The following is an 18,926-nucleotide window of genomic DNA, read 5'->3' on the forward strand; positions in this document are numbered from 1 at the left end:
GACCATGGACAACAAGACTGATCTGATCGAATACCTGCTGCGTCTCGGCGACAGCGCCCTGATCCAGGGCCAGCGCCTGTGCCAATGGTGCGGCAAGGCCCCGGCGCTCGAAGAAGAACTGGCGCTGATGAACGTCGGCCTCGACCTGGTGGGCCAGGCACGCAACTGGCTGGAATACGCCGCCGAACTGCTGGACGACGGCCGCGATGCCGATCACCTGGCGTTCCGTCGCGACGAACGCGCTTATCGCAATCTGCTGCTGGTGGAACAACCCAACGGCGACTTCGCGGTGACCATGCTCAAGCAGTTCCTCTATGACGCCTGGCACCTGCCAATGCTGCAAGGGCTGAGCCAGTCCAGCGACGAACGCATCGCCGGGATCGCCGCCAAGGCGGTGAAGGAAGTGACCTACCACCTGCGCCGCTCCGGCGAGTGGATCGAGCGTATGGGTGACGGCACCGAGGAAAGCCACAAGCGCATGCTCGCGGCCATCCCCGAAGTCTGGCGCTTCACCGTGGAACTGATCGCCGCCGATGACAGCGAACAACAGCTGTGCGAAGCCGGCATCACCCCGGACATCGCCAGCGTAGCCGCCCAATGGCAGGCCAAGGTCGAGCAGATATTCACCAGTGCCACCCTGCCCGTTCCTGCGACGCCGAACTACTTCTACCTGAATGCCCGCAAGGGTTTGCACACCGAACACCTGGGCATCCTGCTGGCCGAAATGCAGTTCCTGCCACGAGCGTACCCCGATGCAACCTGGTGAGCTGATCGCCAGCGACCTCGGCGCCCGGCCGGCTCAACCGACCGACCTGGCCGCCGCGTGGGCGATTCTGGCAGAGGTCATGGACCCGGAAGTGCCGGTGGTCAGCGTGGTGGATCTGGGCATCGTCCGCGACCTGGACTGGCAGGCCGGCCACCTTCACGTGGTGGTCACGCCGACCTACTCCGGCTGCCCGGCCACCGAAGTGATCGAGAGCGATATCCGTGAAGCGCTGGAACTCGCCGGATTCAGAGCGCCGCAATTGGAGCGCAAGTTGACCCCGGCCTGGACCACCGACTGGATCAGTGACAGCGGCCGCGAACGCCTGCGCGCCTACGGCATCGCACCGCCCGAGGGCAGTACCAGCAAGCGCAGCCTGCTCGGCGAGAGCCCGCAGGTTGTGTGCCCGCAATGCGGCAGCGCCCACACCGAGGTCCTCAGCCAGTTCGGCTCCACCGCCTGCAAGGCGCTGTACCGCTGCGTCGATTGCCGGGAACCGTTCGACTATTTCAAGTGCATCTGAGCGGCGAATCGGCCGTCCCAGCTGGAGAACAACAATGAGCAAATTTCACAGCCTGACCATCAAGGACGTGCGCACCGAGACCCGTGACGCGGTGTCCATCGCCTTCGAGATTCCGCAGCACTTGCAGGACAGCTTTCACTTCACCCAGGGCCAGCACCTGGTGATGCGCACCCAACTGGACGGCGAAGAAGTACGCCGCTCCTACTCGATCTGCACCGGGGTCAACGACGGTGAACTGCGCATCGCCGTCAAGCGTGTTACCGGCGGACGCTTCTCGGCGTTTGCCAACGAACAGCTGAAAGCCGGGCACACTCTGGAAGTGATGCCACCGGCCGGGCACTTCTGCGTCGAACTCGACCCGGCGCGCCATGGCAATTACCTGGCCGTGGCGGCCGGCAGCGGCATCACGCCGATCCTGTCGATCATCAAGACCACCTTGCAAACCGAGCCCCACAGCCGCGTAACCCTGCTGTACGGCAACCGCTCCAGCTCCGGTGCGTTGTTCCGCGAACAGCTCGAAGACCTGAAAAACCGCTACCTGCAACGCCTGAACCTGATCTTCGTGTTCAGCCGCGAGCAGCAGGACGTCGACCTGTACAACGGCCGGATCAACGCCGAGAAGTGCGAGCAACTGTTCAGCCGCTGGCTCGACGTCAAGGCCCTCGACGCCGCCTTCATCTGCGGCCCGCAGGAAATGACCGAGACCGTGCGCGACAGCCTCAAGGCCAAGGGTATGCAACCTGAGCGCATCCATTTCGAACTGTTCGCCGCCGTTGGCAGCGAGCAGAAGCGCGCCGCCCGGGAAGCTGCCCGCCAGGTGGATGCGGCGGTCAGCCAGATCACCGTGATCAGCGACGGCCGCGCCCTGGCCTTCGACCTGCCGCGCAATAGCCAGAGCATCCTCGAAGCGGGCAACGAGCAAGGTGCGGAACTGCCCTACTCGTGCAAGGCCGGCGTGTGCTCGACCTGCAAGTGCAAGGTCATCGAGGGCGAAGTGGAAATGGACAGCAACCACGCCCTGGAAGACTACGAAGTGGCCGCCGGGTATGTGCTGTCGTGCCAGGCCTTCCCGATCAGCGACAAGGTGGTGCTGGATTTCGATCAGCTCTGACCCCCCGTTTGCAGGAACAGCCACAAAACCTGTGGGAGCGAGCTTGCTCGCGATGAGGGCATGACAGTCACTGGCTGTGCTGACTGACCTGACGCTATCGCGAGCAAGCTCGCTCCCACAGGAGTCCGGTGATCGACCCGAACACACTGTTTCACCCAAAACAAAAACAACAAAGGAGCGCGCGTCATGACACCCCAGGAAGTAGAACTCATTCGCCAGCACCCGGATTTCATCCAGCTGGTTCGCCGCAAACAGAAGCTGTACTGGTCACTGAGCCTGGCCATGCTGGTGATTTACTACGGCTTCGTGCTGCTGGTGGCTTTCTCCCCTTCTACCCTCGGCCAATCCCTGAGCGGCGGCGTGACCACCGTAGGCATGCTGGTGGGTGTCGTCATCGTCGGGCTGGCCTTTGCGCTGACCGGTTTCTATGTCTATCGCGCCAACAACGTGATCGACCCGCTGAATGAAAAACTCAAGCAGGAGTGCGCCCGATGAGCCGCTTTCTCGCGCTGTTCCTGCTGCCGCTGGCGGCTGTCACTGATGTTGCGATGGCCGCCGACGGCGCGTCCCGACCATTGAACTGGAATGCCATCGGCATGTTCCTGGTGTTCGTGCTGTTCACCCTTGGCGTGACACGCTGGGCAGCTCTTCGCACCCGCTCCACCAGCGACTTTTACACCGCTGGCGGCGGCATGACCGGCTTCCAGAACGGTCTGGCGATTGCCGGCGACATGATCTCGGCCGCCTCGTTCCTCGGCATCTCCGCGATGATGTTCCTCAACGGCTATGACGGCTTGCTCTACGCGCTGGGTGTGTTGGCGGGCTGGCCGATCATCCTGTTCCTGATTGCCGAACGCCTGCGCAACCTGGGCAAATACACCTTTGCCGACGTGGTGTCCTATCGCCTGGAACAGACCCCGGTGCGCCTGACCTCGGCCTTCGGCACCCTGACCGTGGCGCTGATGTACCTGGTGGCGCAGATGGTTGGCGCCGGCAAGCTGATCGAACTGTTGTTCGGCATCGACTACCTCTACGCGGTGATGCTGGTCGGCGTGTTGATGGTGTTCTATGTGACCTTCGGCGGCATGCTCGCCACCACCTGGGTGCAGATCATCAAGGCGGTGATGCTGTTGTTCGGCACCAGCTTCATGGCGTTCATGGTGCTCAAGCACTTCGGCTTCAGCACTGAAGCGATGTTTGCCGGTGCCACCGCCGTGCATGCCAAAGGCAACGCGATCATGGCCCCCGGCGGCTTGCTGTCCAACCCGATCGATGCGATTTCCCTGGGGCTGGGCATGATGTTCGGCACCGCCGGCCTGCCGCACATCCTGATGCGTTTCTTCACCGTCAGCGATGCCAGGGAAGCGCGTAAAAGCGTGTTCTACGCCACCGGTTTCATTGGCTACTTCTACTTGCTGCTGATCATCGTCGGCTTCGGCGCCATCGTCATGGTCGGCACCGATCCGGCGTTCCGTGACGCCAGCGGCGCGATCATCGGCGGCGGCAACATGGTCGCCGTGCACCTGGCCCACGCGGTAGGCGGCAATCTGTTCCTCGGCTTCATCTCGGCGGTCGCCTTCGCCACCATCCTGGCGGTGGTTGCCGGGCTGGCGCTGTCCGGCGCCTCGGCGGTGTCCCACGACCTGTATGCCTGCGTGATGCGCAAGGGCCAGGCGAGCGAGCAACAGGAGATGCGCGTGTCGCGAATCGCCACCCTGTGCATCGGTGTGCTGGCGATCATCCTCGGCCTGCTGTTCGAATCGCAGAACATCGCCTTCCTCTCGGGCCTGGTGCTGGCCATCGCGGCGTCGGTGAATTTCCCGGTGCTGTTCCTCTCGATGTACTGGAAAGGCCTGACCACCCGTGGCGCAGTCCTCGGCAGTCTGTCCGGACTGGTCTCGGCGATTGTGTTGCTGGTGCTGAGCCCGGCGGTGTGGGTCAACGTGATGCATCACGACAAGGCGCTGTTCCCGTACTCCAACCCGGCGCTGTTTTCCATGAGCCTGGCGTTCTTTAGTGCATGGCTGTTTTCCGTCACCGACACCTCGCCCCGTGCAGCCCTTGAGCGTGGCCGTTACCTGGCGCAGTTCATCCGCTCGATGACCGGCATCGGTGCCACCGGCGCCAGCAAACACTAAATATTGGCAGGGAATAAAAATAATGAAGCCCGCACGCAGCACACCTTACGAATCACTGTTTTCGCTGGCCGCCGCATTGAGTCTGCCCATGATCGCGCCGAGCGCCATGGCCGACTTCATCGGCGACAGCAAGGCCCGCATTGATATGCGCAACCACTACATCAACCGCGATTTCCGTCAGGACAACGCGCCGCAATCCAAGGCCGAAGAATGGGCCCAGGGGTTCACCGCGCGCATCGAATCCGGGTTCACCGACGGCACCTTCGGTTTCGGTCTCGACGCACTGGGGGAGCTGGGGCTCAAGCTCGACTCCAGCCCGGACCGTCGTGGCACCGGGCTGCTGCCGTTTGGCCCGCAGAGCCATGAACCGGACGACAATTACAGCGAACTGGGCCTGACCGGCAAAGTGCGGGTCTCCAAGAGCGTGTTGAAACTCGGCACCCTGCAACCCTTGTTGCCAGTGGCAACTTACAACGACACGCGCCTGCTGGGCTCGACCTTTGAAGGCGGCTTGCTGACCAGCCAGGAAATCGACGGCCTGACAGTGAATGCCGGACGCCTGATCAAGGCCAACCTGCGGGATTCCTCCAGCAACGATGACATCGGCTTCGGCGCCGCCACCAGCGATAGCTTCGACTTCGGTGGCGGCAGCTACGCGTTCAGTCCGCAACTGAACCTGAGCTACTACTACGGCAAGCTCGACCAGATCTACCGCCAGCAATTCGCCGGACTGGTGCATACGCAACCGTTGGGCAACGGCTTCAACCTGCGCAGCGATCTGCGTTATTTCGACAGCCGGGGTGACGGTGCGGAAAAGGCCGGGCGTATCGACAACCGCAACTTCAACGGCATGTTCACGGTGTCCCACGGTGCCCACAAGGTCAGTGCCGCCTACCAGCAATTGTCCGGCGACAGCGCCTTTCCGTTCCTCAACGGCGGCGATCCGTACGTGGTCAACCTGGTGACCTTCAACACCTTTACCCGTGCCGAGGAGGATTCCTGGCAGCTGCGTTACGACTATGACTTCGCGGCGCAAGGCATTCCCGGCCTGACCTTCATGACCCGCTACACCGACGGCAGCCATGTCAAGGCCGGCAGCGTCGACAACGGAAGCGAATGGGAGCGCGACACCGATATCAACTACGTCATCCAGAGCGGTGTGTTCAAGAACGTCAGCCTGCGCTGGCGCAACGTGACCTTCCGTTCCGGCAATGGCCTGACTACCGCCCTCGATGAGAACCGATTGATCGTCGGTTACACCCTGGCGCTTTGGTAATTCCGAAAGGGCGCGGTCGCGACCGCGCCACAACCCTTCATAACCAGGAGCAATCGTGATGTCCTCTTCACCTACACTGCATGCCCCTACCCTGCAGAGTTTCATCGCCGGCCGCTGGATCGGCCAACAGGGCGCACAAGTGCTGCGCAGCGCCATCGACGGCCATGAAATCGCCCGCACCCATGAGGAGCGCCCGGACTTCGCCGAGGCCATCGAACACGGCCGTCGCCAGGGCGTCAGCGGCTTGATGGCGCTGGACTTCCAGCAGCGCGCCCAGCGTCTCAAGGCCCTGGCCCTGTACCTGAGCGAGCGCAAGGAACAGCTCTACGCGATTTCCCACCACAGCGGCGCGACCCGTGCCGACAGCTGGATCGATATCGAAGGCGGCAACAGCACGCTGTTCACCTACGCCAGCCTCGGTTCGCGGGAGCTGCCGTCGGGCAACATCGTCCACGAAGGCCCGGCGATGCAACTGAGCAAAATGGGCACCTTCGCCGGTACCCATATTCTGGTGCCCCGTGGCGGTCTGGCGGTGCACATCAATGCGTTCAACTTCCCGATCTGGGGCATGCTGGAAAAGTTCGCCCCGAGCTTCCTCGCCGGCATGCCGTGCATCGTCAAACCGGCCAGCGCCACCAGCTACCTGACCGAAGCCGTGGTGCGCCTGATGGATGAATCCGGCCTGTTGCCGGCGGGCAGTCTGCAACTGATCATCGGCAGCACCGGCGACCTGCTCGACCGCCTGCAAGGCCAGGACATGGTGACCTTCACCGGTTCCGCCGACACCGCGGCCAAGCTGCGGGTCAACCCGAACCTGATCCGCAATTCGGTACCGTTCAACGCTGAAGCCGACTCGCTGAACTGCGCCATTCTCGCCCCGGACGTGACCCCGGACGACGAAGAATTCGAGCTGTTCATCAAGGAAGTCGCCCGGGAAATGACCACCAAGGCCGGGCAGAAATGCACCGCCATCCGCCGCGCCATCGTCCCGGCCAAACACATCGATGCCGTCGCCACCCGCCTGCGTGATCGCCTGGCCAAAGTGGTGGTCGGCGATCCGTCGGTGGAAGGCGTGCGCATGGGCGCACTGGCTTCCCACGACCAGCAGAAAGACGTGGCCGAGCGTCTGGAAAGCCTGTTGCAGAGCAGCGACATGCTGTTCGGCGCCCGCGACGGTTTCGAACCCCGTGGTGAAAATGTCGACAAAGGTGCGTTCTTCGCCCCGACCCTGTTGCAGGCCCGCGACCCGCACGCCGAGGGCGGTGCCCATGACATCGAAGCGTTTGGCCCGGTCAGCACCCTGATGGCCTACGACGATCTGGACGAAGCGCTGGCTCTGGCTGCGCGCGGCAAAGGCAGCCTGGTGGCCAGCCTGGTGACCAAGGATCCGCAAATCGCCGCCAAGGCCATCCCGGTCGCGGCTGCCTGGCACGGCCGTTTGCTGGTGCTGGATCGCCATTGCGCCGGCGAATCCACCGGTCACGGCTCGCCGCTGCCACAACTCAAGCACGGCGGCCCGGGGCGTGCCGGCGGTGGTGAAGAACTCGGCGGCCTGCGCGCGGTGAAGCACTACCTGCAACGCGCGGCGGTGCAAGGTTCGCCGACCATGCTGGCGGCGGTCACCGGCGAATACGTACGCGGCGCCAAGGTCGTCGAAACCGAGGTGCATCCGTTCCGTCGCCACTTCCAGGACCTGCAGATCGGCGAGTCGCTGCTGACTCACCGCCGCACCGTCACCGAAGCGGACCTGGTGAACTTCGGCTGCCTGTCGGGCGACCACTTCTACATGCACTTCGACGACATCGCCGCCAAGGAATCGCAGTTCGGCAAGCGCATCGCCCACGGCTACTTCGTGCTGTCGGCCGCGGCCGGCCTGTTCGTTTCCCCAGGCGTCGGCCCGGTACTGGCCAACTATGGCCTGGACACCTTGCGCTTCATCAACCCGGTAGGCATCGGCGACACCATCCAGGCGCGCCTGACCTGCAAACGCAAGATCGACCAGGGCAAGAAGAGCCCGCAGGGCATCCCGCAAGGGGTGGTGGCGTGGGATGTGGAAGTGACCAACCAGCTCGGCGAACTGGTGGCGAGCTATGACATTCTCACTTTGGTCGTAAAACGCGAAGACTGATCACGAATCTGTGGTCAACCTTTAACCACTGTGGGAGCGGGCTTGCTCGCGAAAGCGGACTGACATTCAACATTGATGTTGACTGACACGCCGCTTTCGCGAGCAAGCCCGCTCCCACAGTTGACCTTCATCGCCCAACAGATTCAGTGCCTGCGCAACCACTCGATAAACAGCGCAAACAACTCCGACTGCGACCCCACCTCCAGTTTCAGGTACAGGTTCTTGCGGTGCATGCGCACGGTTTCCGGTGAGATGTTCATCTGGCTGGCCGTCGATTTCACCGAATGCCCGCGCAACACCATATGCGCCACTTGCCGCTCACGTTCGGTCAGCAAGTCGCTGCCGAAATGTTCGAAAGCCGACTGCACCCGGTGCTTGAGATCATCGCGCATGCCCTGGTCTTTATCGCACTGGATCTCGCCACTGCGCAGCAATCCACGCTGACTGAACTCACTGATGAACTCGCGCACCAATGGTTCTACGGCGCGCAGCAGGTTCAGCTGTTCGGCGCTCAGGCATTCACCGCCGAAACCCTGATAGAGGCTGACGGAAATCTTCGTGTCATTGCCGATATCGACGATGTAGTAGCTGTCTTCCGAACAGCCCGCCTTCAGGTAATAGGATTTGTAGTAGTCACTGTCGAAGAAATTGTCCGGGGCAATTTCCTCCAGGTGATAGAAGCCTTGCGCCAAGCCCTGCTCCACCGCCAGGCAGAACGGGTCGAGTAAATAACCGCCGGCAAAATAGCGCTCCAGGATCGAGACCTGATACTCCTGCGCGATGCCGCGCTGATGCAGCAACTGAGGCGCACGGTCCTTGCGCTCCAGGCTGATCATCATCGACTCGACGGACACCAGCTGCGCCAACGCCGACGCCAGGTGTTGCAGGGCGTCAGGCTCATCGATATGGGCGAATGCCTCGCGCATTCCCCCATGCCATTTGTGCAATGCCCCGAAGGGCACCGCGATCAGCGTATCGTCGTGTGGTTTGCTCATGCCCCGCAGTCTAGCGGCTGGACGCGCCCTTGGTAACAGCCTGACTGACGAAATCATTGGCCCGCGTACTGTCCGCTCGCCTCAAGCTCGGCGGCCACTTGCAGAATGCATTCGCGCAGGGTTTCGACGATTTCATCAACCTGGGCAAACGTCAGGATCAACGGTGGCGACATCACGTTGAGGTGCATGATCGGCCGCACCAGCAAGCCCCGGGCCTGGGCCCGCACGTGGATTTTCTCGCCGATGTTGATCTCGTCGGGAAACAACGCCTTGGTGCGTTTATCGGCGACGAACTCCACGCAGGCCATGAGTTTCTGGCAGCGCACATCCCCCACCAGCGGCAAGTCCCGCAGGGTTGCCAGGCGCTCCTCCAGATAAGCGCCCACCGTGTCGACATGCTCCAGCAGGTTTTCCCGCTCGATGATTTCGATGTTCTTCAGCGCCGCCGTGCAGCACACCGGATGCCCGCTGTAGGTGAAGCCGTGGGTGAAGCAGCGGCCCTTGCCCGGCTCGGCGATGACTTTCCAGATACGGTCGGAAAAGATGCACGCGCCCAGTGGCAGGTAAGCCGAGGTCAGACCCTTGGCAGTGGTGATGATGTCGGGCTGCACATCAAACACATCATAGGAGGCAAAGAACTTGCCCAGGCGGCCGAACGAAGTCACCACTTCGTCGGCGACGAACAGGATGTCGTAGCGCTGGCAGACGTCCCACATGCGCTTGAGGTAACCCCGGGGCGGAATGATCACCCCGCCCGACCCCATGATCGGTTCGGCGAAGAACCCGGCGACCTTGTCCGCGCCAATCGAGAGGATCTTGTCTTCGAATTCCTTGACCAGGAACTCGAGGAACTGCGCTTCGTCCATGCCATCGGGGGCGCGGTACGGGTTGGGGTTGGAAACATGGTGGATCAGCGGGTTGGCGTAATCGAACTCCGGCACCCGGTCGGCGGCCTTGTTGCCGATCGACATGGTCAGGGTGGTCGAGCCGTGATAGGCGTTGAACCGGGCGATGACGTGCTTCTTCTCGGGTTTGCCACGGCAGTTCTGGTAGTACTGGATCAGCCGGTAGGCGGTGTCCACGGCGGTGGAGCCGCCGGTGGTCAGGAACACATGGTCGAGGTCGCCGGGGGCCAGGCTGGCGAGTTTTTCGCAGAGCTGGATGGCGACATTGTTCGACATGTCGGAAAACGGATTGGAATAGGCCAGTTGCCGCACCTGATCGGCGATGGCCTCAGCCATTTCCTCGCGGCCCAAACCGATGTTGGTGCACCACATGCCGCCCACCGCATCGAGAAAGCGGTTGCCCTGGGTGTCGAAAATGTAGGCACCATCGCCAGCGACGATGTTCAGCGAACCTTGTTCGGCGTGTTCGTCGAACACGTGATAGCCGTGCATGTGGTGAGCCTTGTCGGCCTTGACCAGCCGGGACTCGTCCGCTGGGGAAAAAACGCTGCGTGTTGGCGTCGCCATAAATAAACCTCTAACCGAATTGACTAACGTTCGAACCCATCAGATGCCGCTTTTCACGGTGCTCCAGACCCGGGTAATCGCCCGCATGTCCTTGGTGTCCTGGGTCTTCTGCGGAAACAGCCGCTCGCGGGTTTGCGCGTCGGGGTAGATGGCCGGGTTGTCGCGCACAGCGGCGCTCAACAACGGCGTGGCTGCGGCGTTGCTGTTGGCGTAATTGATGAAGTCGCTCACGTCCGCCATCACCTGCGGTTGCATCAGGTATTCGAGAAACTTGTGGGCATTTGCGACGTGGGGCGCGTCGGCGGGGATGTACATGTTGTCGAACCAGATCAGCGAGCCTTCCTTGGGGATGAAGTAGGCCAGGTCGATCTTCTTCTTGGCTTCTGCGGCGCGGGCCATGGCGGTGGCGTAGTCGCCGGACCAGGTCATGGCCATGCACACGTCGCCGTTGGGCAGGCTGGTCAGGTAATTGACCGAATCGAACTTGCGGATGTACGGCCGCACCGACAGCAGCAAGTCCTGGGCGGCCTTCAGATCCTCCGGTGCAGCGCTGCGCGGATCACGTCCCAGGTACTTCAGCGCCATGGGGATGACTTCGGTCGGGGCATCGAGCAGGGTCACGCCGCAATCGGCGAAGCGCGAGACGATCTTCGGATCGAAGATCATCGCCAGCGAGCCGATCGGCGCGTCCCGCATGCGTTCCTTGATCTTGTCGACGTTGTAGGTGACGCCGTTACTGCCCCAGGTATAAGGCGCCGAGTACGTGGTGCCCGGATCATACCCTTGCAGATCCTCCAGGACTTTTGGGTCCAGGTTGGTCCAGCCCGGCAGCTGTTTCTTGTCCAGCGGCTGGAACACCTTGGCCTTGATCAGCGGTGGCGCGAGGGACGCGTTCAACACGATCAGGTCATAACCGGAGTGGCCGGTGAGCAATTTGGCCTGCACCGTTTCGTAGGCATCGAAGGTGTCGTAGACCACCTTGATTCCGGTGGCCTTTTCGAAATCGGCGATGGTTTTTTCACCGATGTAGTCCGCCCAGTTGTACAGCCGCAGCGTATGGCTGTCGTCCACTTGAGCGGCGTAGGCATTCATTGTCAGCGGTACAACAAACAGACTGGAAATCACCTTAAGCAGCGTCTTGCCCATAGCAAATGCACCTTATAGCGAGTTCGGCTCTGGATGAGCGGATGCCCTCACTATTGGTGGATTCGCCGGGCGCGGCCATACCCCGAATGGGTGTGTGTCGCTTTTGGCACACCGGCATGGCAAAAAGCGGCAGTGCAGTTGACCCGTTTTGCCATAGATCCGGAGTTTGTCCGGCGCTTAAAGTGGCAGCCCTGAACCGACCCTGCAGAGCCTGCGATGACCGACCTGATCAAACACGAGCAACGCGACGGCGTGTTGACGCTGACCATCGACCGCCCGGACAAGCTCAATGCGCTGAACAACGCCATGTACACGCAACTGGCCGAGCTGTTGCTGGCCGCCGACGAAGACTCGCAGATCGGCGTGATCATCCTCACCGGTGGCCCGGCGTGCTTCACCAGCGGCAATGACCTGGTGGATTTCCTGCAGAATCCGCCCACTCATCTGGATGCCCCGGCATTCCACCTGATGAAGGTCGTCACGCGCCTGCAAAAACCGCTGATCGCGGCAGTCTGCGGGGCGGCCATCGGCATTGGCACCACGTTGCTGCTGCATTGCGATCAGGTACTGGTCACCCGCAGCGCCAAGCTGCGCATGCCATTCGTCAATATCGGCCTGTGCCCCGAATTCGGCGCCAGCCTGTTGCTGCCACGCCGGCTCGGCCATGCCCGCGCCGCGAGCTTGCTGCTGTTGGGCAACGGCCTGGACGGCAACGAAGCGGTGGCCTGGGGCCTGGCCAACGAAGCCTTCGATAACGGCACACAATGCCTGGCGGCGGCGACAAAAATCGCCCAGCGCTTCCTGGCCATGCCCCAGCAAGCCCTGCGCCAGTCCCGGCAATTGATGAAACAGGCTTCCCTGGCCGAACTGGAAGCCACCCTGCGCGAAGAAAACACGCTGTTCATCCAGCGCCTGAATACCGACGAGGCGAAAACCGCCTTGAACGCCCTGCTCAATCGCAGTACAGATAAGAATCCACCGAAAGGAAACCAGCCATGAACACTCCAGAAATCTACGTCGTCAGCGCCGCCCGTACCGCCATCGGTACGTTCGGCGGTTCGCTCAAGGATGTGCCACTGGCCGACCTCGCGACCACGGCCGTGAAAGCCGCCCTGGAGCGAGCCGCCGTGGACCCGGCGCTCGTTGGCCATCTGGTGATGGGCAACGTGATCCCGACCGAAACCCGCGATGCCTACATCTCCCGCGTCGCGGCGATGAACGCCGGCATTCCGAAGGAAACCCCGGCCTACAACGTCAACCGCCTCTGCGGTTCGGGCCTGCAAGCCATCATCAACGCCGCCCAGACCCTGATGCTCGGCGATGCCGACATCGTCGTCGGTGCCGGTGCCGAATCCATGAGCCGCGGCCCGTACCTGATGCCGGCCGCCCGTTGGGGCTCGCGCATGGGCAACGCCCAGGTCATCGACTACATGCTCGGCATCCTGCATGACCCGTTCCACGGCATCCACATGGGCATCACCGCCGAGAACGTCGCCGCGCGCAACGGCATCACCCGCGAAATGCAGGACGCCCTGGCTTTCGAAGACCAGCAACGCGCCGCCCACGCGATTGCCAACGGCTACTTCAGCGAGCAGATCGCGACCGTGGAAATCCAGGATCGCAAAGGCGTAAAACTGTTCAGCGTCGACGAACATCCGCGCGCCACGTCCCTGGAACAACTGGCTGCGATGAAGCCTGCGTTCAAGAAGGACGGCTCGGTCACCGCCGGCAACGCCTCGGGCCTCAACGACGGCGCCGCCGCACTGGTCATGGCCAGCGGCAACGCAGTGCAGGCCAACAACCTGAAACCACTCGCGCGCCTGGTCAGCTACGCCCACGCCGGCGTCGAGCCGGAATTTATGGGCCTGGGCCCGATCCCGGCCACCCGCCTGGCACTCAAGCGCGCCGGCCTGACCGTCGCCGACCTGGACGTGATCGAAGCCAACATCGCCTTCGCCGCCCAGGCCTGCGCCGTCAGCCAGGAACTGGACCTCGACCCGGCCAAGGTCAACCCGAACGGTTCGGGCATTGCCCTGGGCCACCCGGTGGGCGCAACCGGCGCAATCATCGCCACCAAGGCCATCCACGAACTGCACCGCACCGGCGGCCGTTACGCGCTGGTGACCATGTGCATCGGTGGTGGCCAGGGGATTGCGGCGATTTTTGAACGCGTCTAAGCAATAGCTGTAACAAAGGCCGGTGATCGCGCAGATCACCGGCCTTTTTCATTCCAGCAGACCAGTAGCGATTCCCTGTGGGAGCGAGCTTGCTCCGGGCGGCGTTCCGACGATGGCGGCCGTTCAGTCGGCAAAGATGTTGCCTGACACACCGCTATCGCGAGCAGGCTCGCTCCCACTGTCGTTATTCTTCGAATTCAACATCTGATCCCCTCTCATTTATCACCTGACGACCGGCAGCAAAAACCATTTGCCACAAAATATTACATACGTCATATTACGATCATCATAATTGACCGCCGCCCCACAGGTATCCCTCCATGACCAGCATGCCCACCGTTGAACCCGACCTGGCTGCCCCGGTGACTGCCGCCAAACCTCCCCTGCTCAAACGCCTGCTGTTGCCAACCGTGGGCATCGCAGCGTTGGTACTGGCCGGGGTGTACGGCGCGCATTGGTGGACTGCCGGACGTTTCATCGAGGAAACTGACGACGCCTACATCGGCGGTGATGTGACGGTGATCGGGCCGAAAGTGGCGGGTTATATCGACGAAGTGCTGGTGGCCGATAACCAGAAGGTCAAGGCCGGCGACGTGCTGATCCGTCTCGATTCGCGCGACTACCGTGCCAACCTGGCCAAGGCCGAAGGCGCAGTGGCCGCCCAGGAGGCCTTGCTCGCCAACCTCGACGCCACCGAACAACTGCAACAGGCCGTCATCGGCCAGGCCCGCGCCGGCATCGACGCCGCTGGTGCCGAAACCGCCCGTTCGCGGGATGACGATGCCCGCTACAAAAAACTGGTGATCACCAACGCCGTCTCGGTGGAAAGCGCCCAGCGAGCCAACACCACGTTCAAGACGGCCCAGGCCCAAAGCAACCGCGCCCAGGCTGAACTGCTGGCCGCGCAACGTCAGTTGAATGTGATCGACACCCAGAAACAACAAGCCCGGGCCGCCTTGATCCAGGCCAAGGCCGAGCGTGACCTGGCGCAATTGAATGTCGGCTACACCGAACTGAAGGCGCCGGTTGACGGTGTGATCGGCAATCGCCGGGCACGGGTCGGCGCCTATGCCCAGGCCGGCTCGCAATTGCTCTCGGTGGTGCCGACCCGCGGTCTGTGGGTCGATGCCAACTTCAAGGAAGACCAACTGGCGCACATGGTGCCGGGGCAACGGGTGGTGATCCGTGCCGACGTGCTGTCGGGGCAGGAATTCCATGGTCACCTGGACAGCCTCGCCCCCGCCAGCGGTTCGCAATTCAGTGTGTTGCCGCCGGAAAACGCCACTGGCAACTTCACCAAGATCGTGCAGCGGGTGCCAGTGCGGATTCACCTCGACCCGGCCGACAGTGTGCTCGGCCACTTGCGTCCGGGGTTGTCGGTCACTGCTGAAGTGGACACGCGCAAGGAGCCTGAAGCACCAACCGTGGCCAGCGCGCCATGAACCGCGCCCTCGCCGCCCCGGCACAACCGTTCAATGCCGCGAACATGGCGACGGCGACCAAGGTCTTCGCCTTCGCCAGCATGTGCATCGGCATGTTCATTGCTCTGCTGGATATCCAGATTGTCTCGGCTTCGTTGCGTGACATCGGCGGCGGGCTCTCCGCCGGCACCGATGAAACCGCGTGGGTGCAAACCAGTTACCTGATCGCCGAAATCATCGTGATCCCGCTGTCGGGCTGGCTGTCCCGGGTGTTTTCGACGCGCTGGCTGTTTTGTGCGTCGGCGGTGGGTTTCACCCTGACCAGCCTGCTGTGCGGCGTGGCCTGGAACATCCAGAGCATGATTGCCTTCCGCGCCCTGCAAGGGTTTCTGGGCGGCTCGATGATCCCGCTGGTGTTCACCACGGCCTTCGTGTTCTTTACTGGCAAGCAACGGGTAATCGCCGCCGCGACCATCGGTGCGGTAGCGTCCCTGGCACCGACCCTGGGACCGGTGATCGGTGGCTGGATCACCGACATTTCGTCCTGGCACTGGCTGTTCTACATCAACCTGGTCCCCGGCATCTTTGTCGCCGTGGCCGTGCCGATGCTGGTGAAAATCGACCAGCCGGAACTGTCGCTGCTCAAAGGCGCGGATTACTTGAGCATGGTGTTTCTGGCGCTGTTCCTCGGCTGCCTGGAGTACACCCTCGAAGAAGGCCCGCGCTGGAACTGGTTCAGCGACCGCACGATCCTGACCACCGCGTGGATCAGCGGCCTGGCCGGCCTGGCGTTCATCGGCCGGACCTTGCACGCGGCCAATCCGATTGTCGATCTGCGCGCCTTGAAGGACCGCAATTTTGCCCTCGGCTGTTTCTTCTCGTTCGTCACCGGCATCGGCCTGTTCGCCACCATTTACCTGACGCCGCTGTTCCTCGGCCGGGTGCGTGGCTACGGAGCGCTGGACATTGGTCTGGCGGTTTTCTCCACCGGGGTGTTCCAGATCATGGCGATTCCGCTGTATGCCTTTCTGGCCAACCGCATCGACCTGCGCTGGATCATGATGACCGGCCTCGGGCTGTTCGCCTTGTCGATGTGGGATTTCAGCCCGATCACCCATGACTGGGGGGCCAAGGAATTGATGCTGCCACAAGCCTTGCGCGGGATTGCCCAGCAATTGGCGGTGCCGCCAACTGTGACCTTGACCCTCGGCGGCCTGGCGCCGGCACGGCTCAAGCATGCGTCGGGGTTGTTCAATCTGATGCGCAACCTGGGCGGGGCTATCGGCATTGCCGCCTGCGCGACCATCCTCAACGACCGCACCAACCTGCATTTCACCCGGCTGGCGGAGAACCTCAACAGCACCAACGAGGCGCTCAACCAATGGCTGTCCCAAGTCGGTAACAACTTCGCCGCTCTCGGTCAGGGCGGTGACGCCGGGGTCACCGCCAGCCTGCATCAGCTATGGTTGCTGACCTACCGCGAAGCCCAGACGCAAACCTATGGCGACGCGTTCCTGATGATCATGGTCTGCTTCATTATCGCCACGGCGATGGTGCCCCTGATGCGCAAGGTGCAACCACCGGCCGCGCCGAGTGCCGATGCTCATTGATGCTTGTGCGGGTCAGGCCTGGGGCATTTTGCGGAAGCCGATGGCCAGGCGGTTCCAGGCGTTGATGGTGGTGATGGCGACGGTCAGGTCGACCAGTTCCTTGGCATCGAACTGTGCGGCAGCCAGTTCATAGTCTTCGTCCGGGGCATGGGTCTGGCTGATCAGGGTCTGGGATTCGGTCCAGGCCAGTGCGGCGCGTTCACGCTCGGTGAAGAACGGCGTTTCGCGCCAGGCCGACAGTGTCGCCAGGCGACGCTCGGACTCACCGCCCTTGCGGGCATCGGCGCTGTGCATGTCCAGGCAGAAGGCGCAGCCGTTGATTTGCGAGGTGCGCAGCTTGACCAGTTCGATCAGGTTTTTTTCCAGCGGCAGCTTCGACACCGCCGTTTCCAGGGCGATCATCGCTTTGAGGGCATCAGGGGAAGCGGTGTAGAAATCGATACGGGGTTTCATGGCGTGCTCCAGGGCAAGTGAGTGTGTGACTACGTTAGTCCTGCGACCTGGTTACTCAAATAGCCAATCTTCCAGAAGTCGAGGAGGCCATTGGCGCGGGTGTGATGGGTTTCGCTCTTCACTTTTGGTGAGTTCACTGCCGTCATCGCGAGCAAGCTCGCTCCCACATTTGACCGCATTTCCCTGTGGGAGCGAGCCGGCTCCGGGCGGCGATCCGACGAACCGCGCAGCGGCCATTCACACGCGATTGCGCAACCACTGCAAAAAGCCCTTTTTCGCCACCGCCACCGGCAGGTCCTGAGTCAGGGTTTTCGCTTTGAGCAGCCGGTAATCGAGCAAGGTTTTCATTGCATCGCTGATGTCGTGACGGGCATCCAGGCATGGCTTGAGGTAGGACTTTTCGATGCGGTACAGGCCACAGAAAGTCTTGGCGGTGAACTGCGCAGGCACCGAGCTGCCGTCCAGGATCCCGGCTTCGCCTATCACTTCCCCCGGCCCCATGCGCCCGGATTCAAAAGGTTCGCCGTGCCGGGTCAGCGTCACCGTGACCACCCCGGACTCGATGATGAACAGGTGATCACTGACCTCCCCCGCCTCCAGGATCGTTTCCCCGGCGCGGAACGATTGCAAGGTCATGTTCTGGCTGAAAGTGTCTTTCTCTTCCTGGCGCAGGGTGGAGAAAATCGGCGAGCTGTCGAGCAATGCCCGGGCCCGCGACAGGTTGCCTGGCGGATTGGGTTCCACGCTCGACAGCAGGTTGACGCCGGACGCCTGCAAGTGCCGGTAGGCCAGGTCGAACAGTTGATTGCGCACTGAACGCTTCTGGTCCATCTGCGCGACAAATCCGCTGATTTCATAGACCACGCCGGTGTTGCTGGCACTTTTCATGCCGACGCTCGGCGACGGAGTGTCCAGCAGAAAGCGGCAACCCTGCATGGCCCGTTCCAGGGCTTCGATCACCGTGTTCGGCCGCGCGTGCGGGCTCACTTCCAATGAAACGGAGATGCCGAACATATCGCTCGGCCGACTGAAATTGATGATCTTGGCCTTGGCGGCCAGGGAGTTGGGAATCACCGCCATGCACCCCTGGGCGGTCTGCAGGCGCGTGGCACGCCAGTCGATGTCGGTGACCCGGCCTTCCATGCCATCGATGGAGATGTAGTCATCCAGTTGGTAGGGTTTGGTGGTGTTCAGGACGATCCCGGAAAACACGTCGCTGAGGGTACTTTGCAAGGCCAGGCCGACGATGATCGCCAACGCGCCGGACGTCGCCAGCACGCCCTTGACCGGCAGATCGAGTACATAGGCCAGGGCGGCAATGACCGCGATCAGGAAAATCACCGCACCGAGCAAATCCTGAAGCAACCGCCCGGTATGCCCGACCCGTTGCATCATCACCGCGCCGATCAGCACGGTCAGGGTCCGCGCACCGAACAACCACCAGCCGATCTGCAAGCCGGTGGCCGCCAGATGCAACGGTACGTTATCAGGCCAGGGCGGCGGCTCCATCGGGTTCAGGCCTTCGTTGAACAACAGGAGGCTGAACAACGAAAAAATCACCACCCGCACCAACAGCCGCCAGGCGCTGCCAAAGGCACTGAGCAAGTACCACAACCCAATATCGATCAGGATCAGCGCCATCGCGCAAATCAACGGGTGTTCGGTGAGCAATGACAGCATCAAGCAACTCCAGCCAGGGCCAATAACGCGAAG

Annotated in this window: 16 protein-coding genes; 11 read left to right on the forward strand and 5 right to left on the reverse strand. The window is 62.2% G+C overall.

Annotation, left to right across the window (positions count from 1 at the left end; all coding sequences use genetic code 11):
• The first annotated feature begins 4 nt into the window (after nt 1-4).
• The 7 genes from paaC (at nt 5) to paaZ (ending at nt 7,939) form a co-directional block, all read left to right on the forward strand.
• Nucleotides 5-766 carry a 1,2-phenylacetyl-CoA epoxidase subunit PaaC gene (gene paaC, locus AC3IT9_RS20215; protein ID WP_423503107.1) on the forward strand — a complete coding sequence of 254 codons (762 nt, stop codon included), beginning with the start codon at nt 5-7 and terminating at the stop codon, nt 764-766.
• A complete protein-coding gene (gene paaD / locus AC3IT9_RS20220) occupies nt 753-1,286 on the forward strand; it encodes a 1,2-phenylacetyl-CoA epoxidase subunit PaaD (RefSeq protein ID WP_489270847.1) in 534 nt (177 codons plus the stop codon). Before paaC ends, paaD begins: the two co-directional genes overlap by 14 nt.
• A gap of 34 nt (nt 1,287-1,320) precedes the next feature.
• Entirely contained in the window at nt 1,321-2,397 is a 1,077-nt protein-coding gene (gene paaE / locus AC3IT9_RS20225; protein ID WP_489270848.1) for a 1,2-phenylacetyl-CoA epoxidase subunit PaaE, read from the forward strand.
• Nucleotides 2,398-2,583: 186 nt separating this feature from the next.
• A complete protein-coding gene (locus AC3IT9_RS20230) occupies nt 2,584-2,892 on the forward strand; it encodes a DUF485 domain-containing protein (RefSeq protein WP_046042846.1) in 309 nt (102 codons plus the stop codon).
• Nucleotides 2,889-4,535 (forward strand): cation acetate symporter, encoded by a 1,647-nt coding sequence (locus tag AC3IT9_RS20235; RefSeq protein ID WP_150753179.1) that lies wholly within the window; start codon nt 2,889-2,891, stop codon nt 4,533-4,535. The genes AC3IT9_RS20230 and AC3IT9_RS20235 overlap by 4 nt, the downstream gene beginning before the upstream one ends.
• A 22-nt stretch (nt 4,536-4,557) precedes the next feature.
• A complete protein-coding gene (locus tag AC3IT9_RS20240) occupies nt 4,558-5,811 on the forward strand; it encodes an OprD family porin (protein ID WP_489270849.1) in 1,254 nt (417 codons plus the stop codon).
• A gap of 58 nt (nt 5,812-5,869) precedes the next feature.
• Complete coding sequence (paaZ, locus tag AC3IT9_RS20245) at nt 5,870-7,939, forward strand: phenylacetic acid degradation bifunctional protein PaaZ (RefSeq protein ID WP_489270850.1); 2,070 nt, start codon at nt 5,870-5,872, stop codon at nt 7,937-7,939.
• Nucleotides 7,940-8,082: 143 nt separating this feature from the next.
• On the opposite strand, the gene AC3IT9_RS20250 is transcribed toward paaZ, so the two are convergent.
• The 3 genes from AC3IT9_RS20250 to AC3IT9_RS20260 are packed head-to-tail and all read right to left on the reverse strand — an operon-like array spanning nt 8,083 to nt 11,552.
• Nucleotides 8,083-8,991, reverse strand: coding sequence for a helix-turn-helix domain-containing protein (locus AC3IT9_RS20250; protein WP_489270851.1), 909 nt, complete (start codon nt 8,989-8,991; stop codon nt 8,083-8,085).
• Nucleotides 8,988-10,406, reverse strand: coding sequence for an aminotransferase (locus AC3IT9_RS20255; protein WP_489270852.1), 1,419 nt, complete (start codon nt 10,404-10,406; stop codon nt 8,988-8,990). Before AC3IT9_RS20255 ends, AC3IT9_RS20250 begins: the two co-directional genes overlap by 4 nt.
• Nucleotides 10,407-10,445: 39 nt before the next feature.
• On the reverse strand, nt 10,446-11,552 hold the full coding sequence (locus AC3IT9_RS20260; protein ID WP_489270853.1) for a polyamine ABC transporter substrate-binding protein: 1,107 nt from the start codon (nt 11,550-11,552) through the stop codon (nt 10,446-10,448).
• Nucleotides 11,553-11,768: 216 nt separating this feature from the next.
• On the opposite strand from AC3IT9_RS20260, the gene AC3IT9_RS20265 reads away from it, so the two are divergent.
• From AC3IT9_RS20265 to AC3IT9_RS20280, 4 genes are all read left to right on the forward strand, one after another.
• Entirely contained in the window at nt 11,769-12,551 is a 783-nt protein-coding gene (locus AC3IT9_RS20265) for an enoyl-CoA hydratase-related protein (RefSeq protein WP_489270854.1), read from the forward strand.
• On the forward strand, nt 12,548-13,729 hold the full coding sequence (locus tag AC3IT9_RS20270) for an acetyl-CoA C-acyltransferase family protein (RefSeq protein WP_057713967.1): 1,182 nt from the start codon (nt 12,548-12,550) through the stop codon (nt 13,727-13,729). The genes AC3IT9_RS20265 and AC3IT9_RS20270 overlap by 4 nt, the downstream gene beginning before the upstream one ends.
• Before the next feature lie 320 nt (nt 13,730-14,049).
• Complete coding sequence (locus tag AC3IT9_RS20275) at nt 14,050-15,171, forward strand: HlyD family secretion protein (protein ID WP_489270855.1); 1,122 nt, start codon at nt 14,050-14,052, stop codon at nt 15,169-15,171.
• The gene (locus AC3IT9_RS20280) at nt 15,168-16,760 is read left to right on the forward strand and encodes a DHA2 family efflux MFS transporter permease subunit (RefSeq protein WP_489270856.1); all 1,593 of its coding nucleotides are present in this window, start codon (nt 15,168-15,170) and stop codon (nt 16,758-16,760) included. Before AC3IT9_RS20275 ends, AC3IT9_RS20280 begins: the two co-directional genes overlap by 4 nt.
• Nucleotides 16,761-16,772: 12 nt before the next feature.
• Here the strand turns inward: AC3IT9_RS20280 and AC3IT9_RS20285 are convergent, their stop codons facing one another.
• Nucleotides 16,773-17,213, reverse strand: coding sequence for a carboxymuconolactone decarboxylase family protein (locus AC3IT9_RS20285; protein ID WP_489270857.1), 441 nt, complete (start codon nt 17,211-17,213; stop codon nt 16,773-16,775).
• A gap of 237 nt (nt 17,214-17,450) precedes the next feature.
• Nucleotides 17,451-18,893: a cyclic nucleotide-binding domain-containing protein gene (locus tag AC3IT9_RS20290; RefSeq protein WP_489270858.1), complete on the reverse strand. Its 1,443-nt coding sequence runs from the start codon at nt 18,891-18,893 to the stop codon at nt 17,451-17,453.
• Between the last annotated feature and the right edge of the window lie 33 nt (nt 18,894-18,926).

The sequence above is a fragment of the Pseudomonas sp. KH_046_1 genome (assembly GCF_057839025.1).

Excerpts from the sequence above, each read along its gene's own strand:
- paaC (WP_423503107.1), top strand. The coding sequence starts at position 5 with ATGGACAACAAGACTGATCTGATCGAATACCTGCTGCGTCTCGGCGAC.
- paaD (WP_489270847.1), top strand. The coding sequence starts at position 753 with ATGCAACCTGGTGAGCTGATCGCCAGCGACCTCGGCGCCCGGCCGGCT.
- paaE (WP_489270848.1), top strand. The coding sequence starts at position 1,321 with ATGAGCAAATTTCACAGCCTGACCATCAAGGACGTGCGCACCGAGACC.
- AC3IT9_RS20230 (WP_046042846.1), top strand. The coding sequence starts at position 2,584 with ATGACACCCCAGGAAGTAGAACTCATTCGCCAGCACCCGGATTTCATC.
- AC3IT9_RS20235 (WP_150753179.1), top strand. The coding sequence starts at position 2,889 with ATGAGCCGCTTTCTCGCGCTGTTCCTGCTGCCGCTGGCGGCTGTCACT.
- AC3IT9_RS20240 (WP_489270849.1), top strand. The coding sequence starts at position 4,558 with ATGAAGCCCGCACGCAGCACACCTTACGAATCACTGTTTTCGCTGGCC.
- paaZ (WP_489270850.1), top strand. The coding sequence starts at position 5,870 with ATGTCCTCTTCACCTACACTGCATGCCCCTACCCTGCAGAGTTTCATC.
- AC3IT9_RS20250 (WP_489270851.1), bottom strand. The coding sequence starts at position 8,991 with ATGATTTCGTCAGTCAGGCTGTTACCAAGGGCGCGTCCAGCCGCTAGA.
- AC3IT9_RS20255 (WP_489270852.1), bottom strand. The coding sequence starts at position 10,406 with ATGGCGACGCCAACACGCAGCGTTTTTTCCCCAGCGGACGAGTCCCGG.
- AC3IT9_RS20260 (WP_489270853.1), bottom strand. The coding sequence starts at position 11,552 with ATGGGCAAGACGCTGCTTAAGGTGATTTCCAGTCTGTTTGTTGTACCG.
- AC3IT9_RS20265 (WP_489270854.1), top strand. The coding sequence starts at position 11,769 with ATGACCGACCTGATCAAACACGAGCAACGCGACGGCGTGTTGACGCTG.
- AC3IT9_RS20270 (WP_057713967.1), top strand. The coding sequence starts at position 12,548 with ATGAACACTCCAGAAATCTACGTCGTCAGCGCCGCCCGTACCGCCATC.
- AC3IT9_RS20275 (WP_489270855.1), top strand. The coding sequence starts at position 14,050 with ATGACCAGCATGCCCACCGTTGAACCCGACCTGGCTGCCCCGGTGACT.
- AC3IT9_RS20280 (WP_489270856.1), top strand. The coding sequence starts at position 15,168 with ATGAACCGCGCCCTCGCCGCCCCGGCACAACCGTTCAATGCCGCGAAC.
- AC3IT9_RS20285 (WP_489270857.1), bottom strand. The coding sequence starts at position 17,213 with ATGAAACCCCGTATCGATTTCTACACCGCTTCCCCTGATGCCCTCAAA.
- AC3IT9_RS20290 (WP_489270858.1), bottom strand. The coding sequence starts at position 18,893 with ATGCTGTCATTGCTCACCGAACACCCGTTGATTTGCGCGATGGCGCTG.